The organism is Streptomyces sp. NPDC029151, assembly GCF_055564315.1.
Genome location: NZ_JBVHWQ010000015.1, coordinates 1,841 through 17,460, shown reverse-complemented (window position 1 = coordinate 17,460; position 15,620 = coordinate 1,841). Strand labels below are relative to the sequence as shown.

The window sequence follows — 15,620 nt, the reverse complement described above, 5'->3', positions numbered from 1 at the left end:
CCGGCGCACCGTGAAGGGGCCGGACCTCGGCGACGAGGTCCGGCCCCTTCACGGCGTGGCACGTGGCACGTCACCCGGCCGGCGCGAACTGCGCCGTGATCGCCGCCATCATCAGGTCGGCGATGCCCTGTGCGAGTCGCGCCGGGGTGGGAGAGTCGAACACGGCCCGCACCGGCACGTCGACCCGCAGCGCCTTGCGCAGCCGGGACGCCACCTGCGTGGCGAGCAGCGAATGACCGCCCAGCTGGAAGAAGTTGTCGTGCACGCCGACGCGCTCGATGCCCAGCAGCTCCTGCCACACGGACGTGACGGTCCGTTCGACGGCGTTGCGCGGCGCCGTGTACTCCGTCCCCAGGTCCGGTCGCCGGTGGTCCGGCGCCGGCAGGGCCGTCCGGTCCACCTTGCCGTTGGCGGTGAGCGGGAGACGCTCCAGCGTCACGAACGCCGCCGGGATCATGTAGTCGGGCAGGAACCGTCCCAGGTGGGCGTGGAGTTCCGCGGTGCTCGGGGCGTCCGTGCCGGTGGCGACGAGGTAGGCCACGAGCCGCTTGTCGCCGGGCGTGTCCTCGCGGACGACCACACTGACCTCACCGATGCCGGGGTGGGTCAGCACGGTGGCCTCGATCTCGCCCAGCTCGATGCGGTTGCCGCGGATCTTCACCTGGTTGTCGATCCGCCGCAGGAACTCCAGCTGCCCGTCCGCCCGCCACCGCACGAGGTCACCGGTGCGGTAGACCCGGGTGCTCAGCCCTTCGGCCTCGTACGCGGTGAACCTCTCCGCGGTCAGCTCCGGCCTGTCCCGGTAGCCGCGGGCGACCGGCACTCCCCCGACGAGGAGTTCACCGGGAACCCCGACCGGCACGGGCCGGCCGTGCTGGTCCACCACGAAGGCGAGGACGTTGGGGATGGGCCGGCCGATCGGCGGGACCGCGTCGCCGGGTTCGACCACCGTCGAGGTGACGATGATCGTGGTCTCGGTGGGACCGTAGTTGTTGATCACGCGGAACGGCAGCCGGGCCCGGGGCGGCATCCGCAGCCTGTCACCGCCGGTCAGCACGTAGTCGAGGGTGCTGTCCGCGGGCCACTCCAGCGCCACCAGGGCTTCGAGCATCGGCGTGGACAGGAAGGTGGCGTGGATGCGCTGCTCGCACAGCCAGTCCCGCAGCAGGTGCGGGGTGAGCCTGACGCTGTCGGTGGTGACGCAGCAGGTCGCACCCCGGGTCAGGCCGAGCCACAGTTCCCACGCCGCCGCGTCGAAGCCGGTCCCGGCCAGCAGCGCGATCCGCTGCCCGGGGTCCAGCCCGTACTCCCGCGCCGTCCAGTGCACCAGATTGACGACGCTGCGGTGTTCGACCTGCACGCCCTTGGGGCGGCCGGTGGATCCGCTGGTGTAGATCAGGTAGGCCAGGTGGTGCGGTGCGGTGACCGGCCGGGGGTCGGTGTCCGGCTCGGCGGCCAGCGTCGCGGTGTCGTCGTCGAGGAGCAGCAGCGGGACGTCCGCGGGCAGCCGGCCGGTGTGCGCGGTGCCGGTGAGGACGACCGGGGTCGCGGTGTCCCGCACCATGTACGCCAGGCGCTCGGCCGGGTAATCCGGGTCCAGCGGTACGTACGGCGCCCCCGCCTTCAGGACGCCGAGCGCGGCCGTCACCAGGTCCGGGCCTCGTTCCAGGCACACCGCGACCGGCATGTCCGGCCGCACTCCGTACCGGCCGCGCAGGTGGTGGGCGATCCGGTTGGCGCGCGCGTTCAGCTCGCCGTAGGTCAGCGTGCCCTGCGGCCACTCGACGGCCACCGTGTCCGGCTGCCGTGCCGCCCGCTCCTCGAACAGGCCGTGCAGCGTGGCGGTGTCCGGGAAGGCGGTGGCGGTGTCGTTCCACTCGGCCACCGTCCGTCGCCGCTCCTCGGGGGTGAGCAGGCAGAGCTGGGACAGCCGTACCGCGGGCCGGCCGGCCACCGTCTCCAGCAGGGTGCCCAGGTGGCCGGCCAGCCGGGCGACCGTGTCGCGTTCGAAGAGGTCCGTCCGGTACTCCAGGGCGCCGCGCAGTCCGCCGTCCGCGTCCTCGGACATCATCAGGGTGAGGTCGAACTTGGCGTCAGGCAGCGTGACCGTGAACGGCTCCACGTCCAGCCCCGGAAGGCTCCAGCCGTGTCCGTCCGGCGTGTTCTGGAGCACGAACATCGTCTGGAACAGGGGGGTGCGGGACGGGTCCCGGTCCGGGGCGAGTTCCTCCACGAGGCGCTCGAAGGGGAGGTCCTGGTGGTCGTAGGCGTCGAGTGCGGTGTCCTTGACGCGGTCGAGGAGTTCGGTGAAGGCGGGGTCGCCGGAGAGGTCGGTGCGCATGACCAGCGTGTTCACGAAGAAGCCGATCAGGTCCTCGGTCTCGGCACGGTTGCGGCCGGCGACCGGGGTGCCGACGGTCACGTCGTCCTGGCGGCCGTACTTGGCCAGCAGCACCTGGAAGGCCGCCAGCAGCACCATGTACAGGCTCGCGGAGCCGCTTCTGGCCGCCTTCCGCAGTCCGGCGGCCACCGCCGCGCTCACCTCGAACGTCACGGTGTCCGCGCCGCCGGGCCGTCCCGGCGGACGGCGGTGGTCGGCCGGCAGTTCCAGTGGTTCCACACCGGCGAGCCGCTCCCGCCAGTACGCCAGCTGTCCCTCCAGCACCTCGCCGGTGAGCCTCTGCCGCTGCCACACGGCGAAGTCCGCGTACTGGACCGGAAGTTCGTCGTCCTTGGGCGGAATGCCGGTCGTCGCCGCCCGGTAGCCCTCGCGCAGTTCGCGGGCCATGAGGGGCTCCGACCAGCCGTCGCAGGCGATGTGATGCACCGTCAGCAGCAGATAGGCCTCCTCGTCGGCCAGCCGCAGCAGGTGGGCGCGCAGCAGCGGTCCGGCCGCCAGGTCGAACGGGCGGGCGGCCTCCGCTCGGGCGAGGTTCCGGGCCGCCTCCCGGCGTTCCGCGGGATCGGCGAGGTGCCGCAGGTCGTGGACGGCCGTGCGCACCGGTGCCGGCGGATCGACGATCTGCGCCGGCTCTCCGTCCTCGTCGGCGACGAACCGTGTCCGCAGGATCTCGTGCCGCGCCAGCATGCGGGTCAGCGCCGCGTCGAGGGCGGTGGTGTCCAGCGCACCGTTGACGCGCAGCGCGAAGGGCACGGCGTACTCGGCGCGTCCGGGTTCCAGTTGGTCGAGGAACCACAGTCGCTGCTGGGCGAAGCTCAGCGGCAGCGGCCCGCCGGTCCGGTCGGCGGGCGCGATCCGCTCGGCGCCGGCCGTCCCGTCCGCCGCCGGCTCCGCCACGGCCGCGGCCAGCCCGGCGACGGTGGGTGCCGCGAACAAGGCCCGCACCGGCACCTCCACCCCGAGCGTGTCCCGCAGCCGTGACGTCACCTGGGTGGCGAGCAGCGAGTGGCCGCCCAGCTCGAAGAAGTTGTCGTCCACACCGGTGACCTCGGTGCCCAGCACCTGGGACCAGGCCGCCGCGATCGCGCGCTCGACCCGAGTGCGGGGGGCCGGACCTCCGGCCGCCGACGCGCGGGGCTGCGGCGCGGGCAGCGCCCGCCGGTCCACCTTGCCGTTCGGGGTGAGCGGCAGCCGCTCCAGCGCCACGAACGCGGACGGCACCATGTAGCCGGGCAGTTCCCGTCGCAGCCGGCCGCGCAGGGCCTCGCTCCGCACGGTGCCGCCGGCCGCGGGGACGACGTAGGCGACCAGCCGCCTGTCGCCGGGGGTGTCCTCGCGGACGACGACGGTGGCCGCGGCGACGTCGGGGCCGGACAGCAGCACCGCCTCGATCTCCCCGGGCTCGATGCGGTGTCCGCGCAGCTTGACCTGATCGTCCAGCCGCCCCAGGAACTCCAGTTGCCCGTCGGCCAGCCAGCGCACGCGGTCACCGGTCCGGTAGACCCGGCGCGGCGTGCCGTCGACGTGGACGGTCACGAACCGCTCGGCCGTCTGCTCCGGTTGCCCCCGGTACCCGCGCGCCAGCCCGGTGCCGCCGACGAGGAGTTCGCCCGGCACCCCGGTCGGCACCGGCCGGCCGTACCGGTCCACGACGTACACGAAGGTGCCGCGCACCGGCCGGCCGATCGGTGGTACGGCCGTGCCGGGGACGACCTCCGTCGAGGTCGTCACCACCGTCGACTCGGTCGGTCCGTAGTTGTTGACGACCCGGAACGGCAGGCGCAGTCCGGCCGGCAGGCGCAGGGCGTCACCGCCGGTCAGCACGTATGCGAGGGAGGTCGGCTCCGACCAGTCGAGGGCCGCCAGTGCCTCCAGCACGGGTGTCGAGACGAAGGTGCCCGTGACGCGCTGCTCGGTCAGCCAGCGCTGGAGCAGCGGCGGCGTCAGCCGTACCGTGTCGTCGGGTACGCACACGGTGGCACCGGTGGCCAGAGCGGGCCACAGCTCCCAGGCCGCCGCGTCGAATCCGACCCCCGCCAGCAGCGCGACACGCCGTTCCGGGGCCGCGCCGAAGGTGTCGGCCGTCCAGCGGACCAGGCCGACCAGGCTGCGGTGCTCGATCTCGACGCCCTTGGGCCGGCCGGTGGAACCGCTGGTGTAGATGACGTACGCCAGGTCGCCGGGGGTCGCCGCGGGCTCCGGGTCGTGCGCCGGGAGGTCCGCGAGGGACGGCCAGTCCCGGTCGGTGAGGAACCGGCCGGGCTCCTCCGGCAGCCGCGCGGCGCCGGCGCCGTCGGTGACGACGAGCGCGGCCCGCGCGTCCGTGATCATGTAGGCGAGCCGGTCGGAGGGGTGCTCCGGATCCAGCGGCACGTAGGCGGCGCCGGACTTGAGGACGGCGAGGAGTGCGGTGATCTGCTCGGGGCCGCGCTCCAGGCACACGGCGACCGCGGCCCCGGGACCGGCTCCGCGCGAACTCAGGTGCCGGGCAAGCCGGTTGGCCCGCGTGTTCAGGTCCCGGTAGGTGAGCTCCCCGTCGGCCGAGAGCACCGCGAGGGTGTCCGGCCGCAGGGCGGCGCACTCCTCGACGAGCCGGTGCACCGTCGCCCCGGGGCCGGCTCCGGCACCGGACCCCGCCTCGGCCCCGGCTCCGGCTCCGGCTTCGAGTCCGGTTCCGGTCCCGGCTTCGAGTCCGGCTCCGGCCGCGCATCCGGTGTCCGCGGCGGAGTTCGTCCCACTCCAGTCGGCCAGCACCCGGTGCCGCTCGGCACCGGCCAGCACCTCCAGCTCCGACAGCCGGCGCTCCGGGCCGGTGACGGCCGCGCGCAGCAGCGTGGTGAAGTGCTCGGCCAGCCGCTCGGCCGTGTCCGGGGCGAACAGGTCGAGGGCGAACACCAGATCGCCGCCGAGCGAGCCGTCGGGCCGCTCGGTGAGGAAGAGGGTCAGGTCGAACTTGGCTTCCTCCGCACGGACCGCGAACGGCTCCACCACCGTTCCGGGCAGTCGCCACGCGTGGCCGTCCGGGGTGTTCTGGAGCACGAACATCGTCTGGAACAGCGGGTTGCGGGACAGGTCCCGGTCGGGGGCCAGTTCCTCCACGAGGCGTTCGAAGGGCAGGTCCTGGTGGTCGTAGGCGCCGAGGGCGGTGTCCTTGACCCGGGCCAGCAGCTCGGTGAAGGCCGGGTCGCCGGACAGGTCGGTGCGCAGGACCAGCGTGTTGACGAAGAAGCCGATCAGGTCCTCGGTCTCGGCGCGGTTGCGGCCGGCGACCGGAGTGCCGACCGCGATGTCCTCCTGGCCGCTGTACTTGGCCATCAGCAGCTGGAACACCGCCAGCAGGGACATGAACAGGCTCGCTCCCTGCCCCGCGGCCAGCCGCCGGGCCGCGCCGGCCAGGTCGGCGGGCACCGAGAAGGACACCGTGCCGCCCCGGCCCGACCGCTCGGCCGGCCGGCGGTGGTCGGTCGGCAGTTCCAGCGGCCGCACTCCGGCGAGCCGCTCCCGCCAGTACGCGGTCTGCCCCGCCAGCGCCGGGCCGTCCAGTACCTCGCGCTGCCAGCTCGCGAAGTCCGCGTACTGCAGGCCGAGGGGGGCCAGGGTGGCCGGGCGGCCGGCCGCCGCCGCACCGTACAGCTCGCCCAGCTCCCGTGCCAGGATGCCCTCCGACCAGCCGTCGGAGACGATGTGGTGCACCGCGAGCAGCAGCAGCCACTCGGCGTCGGCCACCCGTACCGCCACCGCGCGCAGCAGCGGCCCCGCGGCCAGGTCGAACGGCCGCTCCGCCGCCTCGCGCAGGATCTCCCGCGCGGCGCCCGCGCCGAGGTGCCGGGCGTCGTGGACGTCCACCGGCGTCTCCCGTACGGCGTCGACGACCTGGGACGGGCGTCCCGTGCCGTCCGCGACGAACCGGGTCCGCAGGATCTCGTGCCGCGCGGTCAGTGCCGTCAGGGCGGCGCCGAACGCGTCCGGCGCGAAGTCCCCTGCTATCCGCAGCCCTACCGGGATCGTGTACTCGGCCCGTCCCGGCGCCAACTGGTCCAGGAACCACAGGCGTTGCTGGGCGAAGGACAGTGGCAGGGGCCTCGTCGAGCGGTCCGCCCGCGGGATCGCGGCGGAGGTGCCCGGCCCCAGCGTGTCCACGACGGCAGCCAGCAGCGCCGGTGTCGGCGCGTCGAACAGCGTCCGGTGCGGCACGTCCACGCCGAGGTCCCGGCGCAGTCGGGAGGCGACCCGGGCGGCCAGCAGGGAGTGCCCGCCCAGTTCGAGGAAATCGTCGTCCGCGCCGACTTCGTCGACGCCCAGCAGTTCGGCCCAGACGGCAGCGACCGCCCGCTCCGTGGGCGTACGCGGTGCGGTGAAGGCCGCGGAGAGGTCCGGGCGGTGGCTCTCGGGCGCGGGCAGGGCCCGCCGGTCCACCTTGCCGTTCGGGGTGAGCGGCAGCCGCTCCAGTACGATGTACCGGGCGGGCACCATGTGCGCGGGCAGCTCCCGCGCCAGCGCCGCGCGCAGTCCGGCCACGGCCACGGCGGCGCCGCCGGCCGGCACCAGGTACGCCACCAGCCGTTTGCCGCCGGGGGCGTCCTCGCGGACCACGACCGTGGCCGCCGCGACGTCCGGCCGGGCCAGCAGGGCGTTCTCGATCTCCCCGAGTTCCACCCGGTGCCCGCGCAGTTTGACCTGGTCGTCCATCCGGCCCAGGTAGACCAGGCGGCCGTCCGGCAGCCACTTCACCAGGTCGCCGGTGCGGTACACGCGGGCGTCGGGGTCGGCGGAGAAGGGGTGCGGCACGAACCGCCGCGCCGTCAGCTCGGGTCGCCCCAGGTAGCCGAGGGCGACGTTGACACCGCCGATGAGCAGCTCACCGGGGACTCCGACCGGCTGGACCTCACCGTGCGCACCGACCACGTAGACCTCGGTGTTGTCGATCGCCCGGCCCATCGGCACGTGTTCGGCCGTCGGCTCCACCGACACGGTCCGGCTGACCACGTTGCCCACGGTGGCCTCGGTCGGCCCGTACTCGTTGACGATAGCCGTGTCCTCGCCACCCAGGGCCAGTACGCGGTGCGCCAGCGCCGGGGTCAGGTCCTCGCCGCCGGCGACCACCGTGGCGATGCCGTGCCGGACGCCGTCCTGCTCCAGGCGGGCGGTCAGCAGCTCCAGGTGCGAGGGCGTCGCCTTCAGGAAGCTGATGGGCACACCGGAGGCGACGATGTCCACGGCCGCGTCGAACACCGTACGGCCCGGTTCCGGCCGCGGCACCACCAGGCACAGCCCCTGCACCAGCGGCAGGAACAGCGCGGTCACCGTCAGGTCGAACGCCGCCGACGAGCACAGCAGCGAGCCGATGCGCGCGCCGGGCGCCGGAGGGTAGTTCCGGTCGCACCAGTGCAGGTAGTTGACGACGCCGCGGTGCCCGACCCGCACGCCCTTGGGGCGGCCCGTGGAACCGGAGGTGTAGATGAGGTACGCCACGTCGTCCGGGCCCGCGGCGACGGCCGGGGCGGTGCCGGTGCCGGCCGGCCACTCCCGGTCGGCCAGGAGCAGCGCGGTGCCCGGCGCGAACAGGCCCGCGTGCGCGGACTGCGTCACCACCATCGTGGCGGCGCTGTCCTCGACCATGTACCGCAGCCGCTCGGCCGGATAGGCCGGGTCCAGCGGCACGTAGGCGGCACCGGACTTGAGGACGCCGAGCAGGGCGCACACCAGGTCCGGGCCGTGGTCCAGGCAGACGGCGACCAGCGCGCCGGGGCCGACGCCCCGCTCCGCCAGGTACCGGGCCAGCCCCTCGGCCCGCTCGTCGAGCTCGCGGTAGGTCAGCCGCCGCCCGCCGTGCTCCAGGGCCACCGCATCGGGCCGGAGAGCGGCCCGCTCCTCCACCAGCCGGTGCACGGTGGCGGTGTCCGGGAACGCGGACCGGGGGCCGTTCCACTCGGTCAGGATCCGGTGCCGCTCCGGTTCCGTCAGCATCTCCAGCGCGCTGAGCGGCGCCCCGGGCGTGTCGGCGGCGGAGGACGCCAGTGTCGTGAGGTGCCCCGCCATCCGCTCCGCCGTGGCCCGTTCGAACAGATCGGTGCGGTAGCCGAGGACACCGCTCAGTCCGCCGCCGTCCGCGACGACCTCCAGGGTGACGTGGGCGTCCGGCGGGAACACGGCGGCCTCCCGGACGGCCGTGCGCCACGCGAACCAGGCCACCGCGTCCGCCGGCACCGCCACCGGGGCGTCGACCCGGCCGGTGTGCGCCGCGGGCGGCACCGGCTCCCGGCCGGCCGCGTCCGCCATGCCCCGCGCGACCTGTGCGACGGCCTCGGTGAACGCCGGGTCGCCGTGTGCGCCGCGCACCACGACCGCCGTGCCGGGGGCGTCCGCCCGCACCGCCACCGGGACGGCGTCCCGGCCGGCGTACCGCCCCAGCAGCGTGTGGAACACCGTCAGCAGGACCGCGGGGAGCTCCACGCCGCCGTCACGGGCCAGCGCGGCCAGCGCGTCGGCGGTCCGGGCGGGTACGTCGAACCGGACGCGGTCCGCGGGGCCCGGGCCGCCGTCCGACGGCCGTCGGTCCGAGGGCAGTTCCAGCGGTTCCAGCCCCGCCGACTCCTGCCTCCACTCCCCCAGCTGGTGATCAGCCACCGTTCACTCCCCATCGTCAGGACATCGTCAGCGGTACAAGCGGTTCACGGGCGGCACGTCGTACGACGGGCGGTGAGAGGCGGGGCACCCCGGACGGGCCGGGAGCCGCGCCGCCGGCGACACCACGGCCCCGGCGAGACGTCCGCGACAAGCACGCTAGGGCGCGCGGGAGGGGGGCTCCCAGTGGGCACAAGTGACGCCCGGCGGGGTGGTCACAACTGCCCAGTGCCGCCCGCGATCACCGCTGGCCACCATGGACGGCGTCACTAGTGGACAGCCCGGACGCCCCGACTGGGGGCGCCTTCCCGGGCACCCGGCCCGATCGCAGCGGTCGCGGCCCCATCACGGTGTCGAGAGGAAAGAGCCGGTCGTGTACCCGCATCGCCAGCCCCCGGACAGCCCGCGCCACGCGGTCCTGACCACCATCGCCTCGGACTCACACACCTGGAACCTGCTCTTCCTGCAACTTCTGCTGGAGGAGCAGGGCTGGGAGGTCACCAACCTCGGCGCGTGCGTCCCGGTCGGCGTCGTGGTCGAGGAGGCCACGGCCCGCACGCCCGACCTGATCGTCGTCAGCACGGTCAACGGACACGGCGCGGAGGAGGCCCCGGGCCTGGCCCGGGCGGTCCGCGCCGTGCCGGCGCTGGCCGAGGTGCCGTTCGTCGTCGGAGGCAAGCTGGACACCTCCGGCAGCCCCGCCCCGGAGGTCCACGCCGCGCTCACCGACGCCGGCTTCGACGCCGTCCTGACCGGCGCGAACGCCGTCCCCGGACTGCTCGCCCTGCTGGACGGCCTGTCCGAGCACCGGCACGGAAGGTCCCACGCCGATGCCGTCCGCTGAACCCGCCCCCGCCGCCGGCGCCTTCCACCGCTTCATGGCGGACGCCGCCCGCACCGGCACCCTCGTCGTGCAGCCCCGCATGGGCTTCGCCGACCCCGCCCGGATGCGCGCGGGCCTGATCGCCACCCGGGCCGCCGACGCCACCACCGTCGGCACCCTCACCCTGGACAGCTTCACCCGCGTCGGCGACTACGCCGCCGCCGCCCGCGCCGTCGCCCAGGGCCACCACCTCAACGGCTATCCGCTGGTCAGCACGGACCTGGAGACCACCACCGGTCTCCTCGACGGCGTCCACGGGCCCGGCTTCCCCGTGCAGGTGCGGCACGGCTCCGCACGGCCCGGGCGGATCGTCGACGCCCTCGTCGCCGCCGGGCTCGACGCCACCGAGGGCGGCCCCGTCTCCTACTGCCTGCCCTACGGCCGTACCCCGCTGGCCACCTCGGTCCGCGCCTGGGCGGAAGCGTGCCGCAGCCTCGCCGCCCTGCGCGAGACCGGCACCGAACCGCACCTGGAGACCTTCGGCGGCTGCATGCTGGGCCAGCTCTGCCCGCCCTCCCTGCTCGTCGCCCTCTCCGTCCTGGAGGCCGCTTTCTTCCGCCGGCACGGCCTGCGCAGCGTCTCCCTCAGTTACGCCCAGCAGATCGACCCCGCACAGGACGAGGAGGCCGTCCACGCGCTGCGCGCCCTGGCCGCCGACCACCTCCCGGACACCTCCTGGCACGTGGTCGTCTACGCGTACATGGGCGTGTACCCGGAGACCCGGGCGGGTGCACTGCGGCTGGTCGCGGACGCCGCCCGGCTCGCCGTACGCACCGGGGCCGCCCGTCTCATCGTCAAGACACCGGCGGAGTCGGCCCGCATCCCCTCCGTCGAGGAGAACGTCACCGCGCTGGAGACCGCCGCCACCGCCGCCCGCACCGCACGGCCGGCCCCTCCGCCGCCGTCCACCGGCGTCGAGGCGGAGGCCCGCTCCCTCGTCGAGGCCGTCCTGCACCTGCACGACGACCTCGGCCAGGCCCTGGTCCGTGCCTTCGCGCACGGCTACCTCGACGTCCCCTTCTGCCTGCACCCCGACAACGCGGGCCGCACCCGCAGCTTCATCTCCGACCGCGGCCGGCTGGAGTGGTCCCGCACCGGATCGCTCCCGCTCGGCCGGCCCGCCGCGGCACCGCCGTCCCGGCGGCTGACCTCCTCCGGACTGCTGCACGCGCTCCATCACGTCAAGAACCGCTACGACGACCCCGCCGCCCTCGCCGGCCGGACGAGCTGACCCGAGCGCCCCCCTGCACCGGACGCCGTCCGCCGGCGGGTGACCGGCCCCCGCCCGGAAACGACACGAGAGGACACGACGAACATGACACTCCAGATGGACCTTCCGACCACACCCGGCACCCCCGGGCTGCCCTCGCCCCTGGAGCACCTGCGCGACCCGCGAACCCAGGCGGCCCTGCGCGTCCAGCAGGCACTCGTGGCAGGTGCCCGCGCCTTCCTGCGCTCCGACGGCGCCGTGGAGATGGCCCACCCCGTCATCGGCCCCGTCACAGACCCGGGCTCGCGCGGCGCCAAACAGGTCGACGTCGACTACTACGGCCACCGCTACAAGCTGATGACCAGCGCCATCCTCTACAAGCAGGCATCGCTCCTGGCCTTCGACCGCATCTTCCTCGTCGCGCCCAACGTCCGTCTGGAACCCGTCGAGACCAGCAGCACCCACCGCCACCTCGCCGAGTTCCGGCAGATCGACGTCGAGTACGCGGGCGCCACCCGTGACGTCGCCATGGACGTCGCCGAGGAGCTGGTCCGCCGCGCCGTGACCGCCGTCGTCGACGAGTGCGGCGACGACCTCGCCGTCCTCGGCCGCGACCCCGACGCCCTGCGCCGCTACGTGGCCCGGCCGTTCGCCCGCGTCCCGCACGGCGAGGTCGTCGACGGCCTGCGCCGCGACGGCTACCCGCAGGACGCCGGGACCGAGATCGACTGGGAGGCCGAGGAGCGCATCTCCCTCCAGGCCGACGCCCCGTTCTTCATCGTCGGCTATCCCAAGGGCTCCCGTGGCTTCTACGACAAGGAGAGCCCGGCAGCACCCGGCACGCTGCTCAACTTCGACCTCATCGCCCCGGAGGGCTGCGGCGAACTCTGCAGCGGCAGCGAACGCGAGTACGACTACGCGGCCCTGGTCACCCGGATGCGGGAAACCGGGGAGAACCCCTCCAAGTACGCCTGGTACCTCGACGTCGCCCGTCACGGCATCCCCAGCAGCGCCGGGTTCGGCATCGGGCTGGAGCGCCTGACCCGCTGGGTCACCGGCCTGGACTCCGCCTGGCGGACCACGGCCTTCCCGAAGATCGCGGGGGTGGTGTCGCCGTGACCCGGCTGACCGCACCCGGCCTGCCCGAGGACACCGTCCGCGCCCGGGCCCGCGACGGCGCCGCCGCCGTCTTCCCGCCCCTGGACAGCTACGGCACCACCGTCTTCGGCGCCGGCCCCGAACCCGCCGGCGACGAGATCGACGCGCTGCGTCTGGCGCCGCCCGTCTTCATGCCGGGCCGCCTCGCCGCGCTCATCGACCTCGGCCGCGAACCCCTCTACTCCGACGTCCACCTCGACACCGACCTCGGCGGCTTCACCGCCCCGCTGCCGGTCTACCTGTCGGCGCTCGGCTCCACCCGCGTCGCCGGCACCAGCCTCGCGCTCAGCCGCCAGGCCGGACGGCTCGGCATCCCCATGGTCATCGGCGAGAACGTCGCCCCCATGAACGGCTTCCGCACCGGCGGCGACGACCACCGCAAGGGCCTGCTGGAACGCATCCAGGCGTACTGCGAGGAACTCCCCGACGGGGTCGGTGGCATCTGCGTCCAGCAGAGCACCGAGGACGCCGACTCCGAGGTCTGGAACCACGTCTACAGCGACCCGGCCGTCACCGGTCTCCTCACCTCCGGCCGCCTGGGCTTCGAACTCAAGGTCGGCCAGGGGGCGAAGCCCGGCCTCGGCGGCCTCACCATGATCAGCGAAGCGGTCGCGTCCGACCTCGCCGGACAGTACGCCGTGGAACGCCTCGGCCCCGGCACCTCGTCGCTCCTGCGCTGCGCGAGCCCCGGCACCTTCACCGAGGAGATCTTCCGCCGGCAGATCCAGCTCATGCGCAACAACTACCCCCGCGCCCGCTGCTGGGTGAAGCTGTTCCCCGGCCGGGACGTCGGCCAGGCAGCCACCGTCGCCTGGGACGCCGGCGCCCACGCCGTGGCCGTCGACGGCGCCGAGGGGGGCACCGGCTGGGCCCCTACGGGGTTCCTCGGCCATGTCGGACTGCCGCTCGCCGAAGCCCTCCGCCGCGTCGATCCCGCCGGCCGCACCCTCCTCGCCAGCGGACGCGTCTGGGACGGCATCCGCGCCGTGAAACTGCTCGCCCTCGGCGCCCGCGCCGTCGGCCTCGGCCGCGCCGCCCTGATCGCCGCCGACGAGGACCCCGAGCACGGGCTCGAGCGCTTGCTGGAGGCCATGGCGCTCGAACTGCGCATGGCCGTCAGCGCGCTGGGCCGTTACACGGCGCGTGAGACCGGCCCCGAAGACCTGTGGGAGCCCCGGTCATGATCTACGAGCACACCTACGACCTGGTCACCGACGACCTCTTCGTCCTGCTGCCCCGGATGGTGCCCGGCTCGGACGTCTTCCTGAAGATCGAGGGGCTCAACCCGGCCGGCTCCGTGAAGCTGAAGACCGCGCTGAGCCTCATCGAGGACGCCGAGCACCGCGGCGTCCTCACGCCGGGCGCCCGCGTGATCGAGTCCTCCTCCGGCAACCTCGGCATCGCCCTCAGCTCGGTGTGCGCCACGAAGGGGTACCGCTTCACCTGCGTCGTCGACCCCAACACCAACGCCACCAGCATCGATCACATGCGCGCCCTGGGCGCCGAGGTGGTCGTCGTCGACACCGTCGACGCCAACGGCGGATTCCTCCAGTCACGCATCGCCCACATCCGCCGCCACATCGAAGCGGACCCGACCGTCGTCTGGCTCAACCAGTACGCCAACCCGGCCAACCCGCGCGCCCATTACGAGCAGACCGCGCGCACCCTGCTGAAGGAGGTCCAGCACCTCGACTACCTGTTCATCGGCGTCGGTTCCACGGGCACCTTCGTCGGGTGCGCGCAGTACCTGCGCGAATTCTCGCCCCACACCCGGATCGTCGCCGTGGACGCACTCGGCTCGGTCATCCTCGGCGCGGCACCCGGTCCGCGCCGCATCCCCGGACTCGGCGCCAGCCGTATTCCCGAACTGTTCGAACCCGGTCTCGCAGACGACGTCGTCCTGGTCGCCGAGGAGGATGCCGTGCGCGAGTGCCGGCTGCTCGCCCGCACCCACGGCCTGCTCACCGGCGGCTCCACCGGCTCGGTCCTGGCCGCCGTCCGCCGCCGGGCGGGCACCCTCCCGGCCGGCTCCCGCATCGCCGCGATCTCCCCCGACCTCGGCGAGCGCTACCTCGGCACGATCTACAACGACGACTGGGTCGAGCGGAACCTCGGCGCCCTGACGTGATCCCGCCCGCGCCACCTGCCCGCCCGGCCACCTGCCCGCCCGGCCACCTGCCCCCGAAAGGCAACCACCGATGTCGACCTTCCACGTGATCGACGGCTCCGTCGCCCAGGATGTCATCGGCTCCGCGCCGTCCGACGTCCTGGACCTCGTGCGGGAGACCTACCTCCAGCACAGCCGCGGGGCCACCGTGAACCCCAACAGCCACTTCCTGCGCTTCCCACACGATCCCGACGCCCGGATCATCGCCCTGCCCGCCCACCTCGGTGGGGACACACCGGTCTCCGGTCTCAAGTGGATCGCCAGCTACCCGCGGAACGTGCGCCGGAACCTGCCTCGCGCCTCCGCCGTCCTCCTGCTGAACGACGCCGAGACCGGCTACCCGTTCGCCTGCCTGGAGGCGTCCGGAATCAGCGCCGCCCGCACCGCGGCGTCCGCGGCGCTCGCCGTGGAGACCCTTGCCGACGGTGACACCCCGAAGACGGTCCTCTTCGTCGGCGCCGGCGTCATCGGCCGGACCGTCTCCGACTTCCTGGCGGCCCGCGGCACCAAGGTCCGCGCCTGCCTGGTCCACGACCACGTCGACGCGTACGCCGAGACCTTCGCCGCCTACGCCGCCGACACGCACGGCTGGCAGACCCGGACCGTGTCGCAGATCGACGCGGCCCTCGCCACCGCCGACCTGGTCGTCCTCGCCACGACCGCGCCGGCGCCCTGGCTTGCGGACGGGCAGACCCTCCTGCCGGGCCAGCTCATCCTGAACCTGTCCCTGCGCGACATCCACCCCACCGTCATGATCAAGTGCCACAACGTCCTGGACGACATCGACCACTGCCTCACCGCACGCACCTCGCCCCACCTCACGGAGATGGAGTACGGCACGCGCGACTTCATCGACGGCACCCTGGCCGACGTGCTGCGAGGCGACGTGACCCTCGGCCGCGACCGCCCCACGGTGTTCTCCCCGTTCGGCCTCGGCGTCCTCGACCTGGCCGTCGGCCACCACGTCTACCGGACCGCCGTGCGCACCGGCCGGGCCACCGAGATACCGGGCTTCTTCCCCGACCTGAAGCGCTGGTGAGCCGGGCGGCCCCGGCCGCTGCCCCCGACGCCCCGGTCTCGGGGTGTCCCCCCCCCAAAAAGGGGGGAAAGAAAGAAAGAAGGTTAACGGGGTTTGTCCAGAGAAAAGAAAGGGGAGAAGGAAAAAGGGGAGGGAGGG

The 15,620-nt window shown here is 73.9% G+C and carries 7 protein-coding genes; 6 read left to right on the top strand and 1 reads right to left on the bottom strand.

Features of this window, described 5'->3' with window-relative positions; genetic code table 11:
• Window positions 1–70: 70 nt before the first annotated feature.
• The gene (locus ACZ4VF_RS35580; RefSeq protein ID WP_467931217.1) at window positions 71–9,028 is read right to left on the bottom strand and encodes a non-ribosomal peptide synthetase; all 8,958 of its coding nucleotides are present in this window, start codon (window positions 9,026–9,028) and stop codon (window positions 71–73) included.
• 370 nt (window positions 9,029–9,398) lie between these two features.
• Here ACZ4VF_RS35580 and ACZ4VF_RS35575 point away from each other — a divergent pair, with 370 nt between their 5' ends.
• From ACZ4VF_RS35575 to sbnB, 6 genes are all read left to right on the top strand, one after another.
• Window positions 9,399–9,869, top strand: a complete 471-nt coding sequence (locus ACZ4VF_RS35575) for a cobalamin B12-binding domain-containing protein (protein WP_467931216.1) — start codon at window positions 9,399–9,401, stop codon at window positions 9,867–9,869.
• Complete coding sequence (locus tag ACZ4VF_RS35570; protein ID WP_467931215.1) at window positions 9,856–11,139, top strand: methylaspartate mutase; 1,284 nt, start codon at window positions 9,856–9,858, stop codon at window positions 11,137–11,139. Before ACZ4VF_RS35575 ends, ACZ4VF_RS35570 begins: the two co-directional genes overlap by 14 nt.
• 84 nt (window positions 11,140–11,223) lie before the next feature.
• On the top strand, window positions 11,224–12,237 hold the full coding sequence (locus tag ACZ4VF_RS35565; RefSeq protein WP_467931213.1) for an asparagine synthetase A: 1,014 nt from the start codon (window positions 11,224–11,226) through the stop codon (window positions 12,235–12,237).
• A complete protein-coding gene (locus ACZ4VF_RS35560; RefSeq protein WP_467931212.1) occupies window positions 12,234–13,460 on the top strand; it encodes a glutamate synthase-related protein in 1,227 nt (408 codons plus the stop codon). The genes ACZ4VF_RS35565 and ACZ4VF_RS35560 overlap by 4 nt, the downstream gene beginning before the upstream one ends.
• Window positions 13,457–14,404 (top strand): 2,3-diaminopropionate biosynthesis protein SbnA, encoded by a 948-nt coding sequence (gene sbnA, locus ACZ4VF_RS35555; RefSeq protein WP_467931211.1) that lies wholly within the window; start codon window positions 13,457–13,459, stop codon window positions 14,402–14,404. Before ACZ4VF_RS35560 ends, sbnA begins: the two co-directional genes overlap by 4 nt.
• A 70-nt stretch (window positions 14,405–14,474) precedes the next feature.
• A complete protein-coding gene (sbnB, locus tag ACZ4VF_RS35550; RefSeq protein ID WP_467931210.1) occupies window positions 14,475–15,482 on the top strand; it encodes a 2,3-diaminopropionate biosynthesis protein SbnB in 1,008 nt (335 codons plus the stop codon).
• Window positions 15,483–15,620 lie beyond the last annotated feature (138 nt).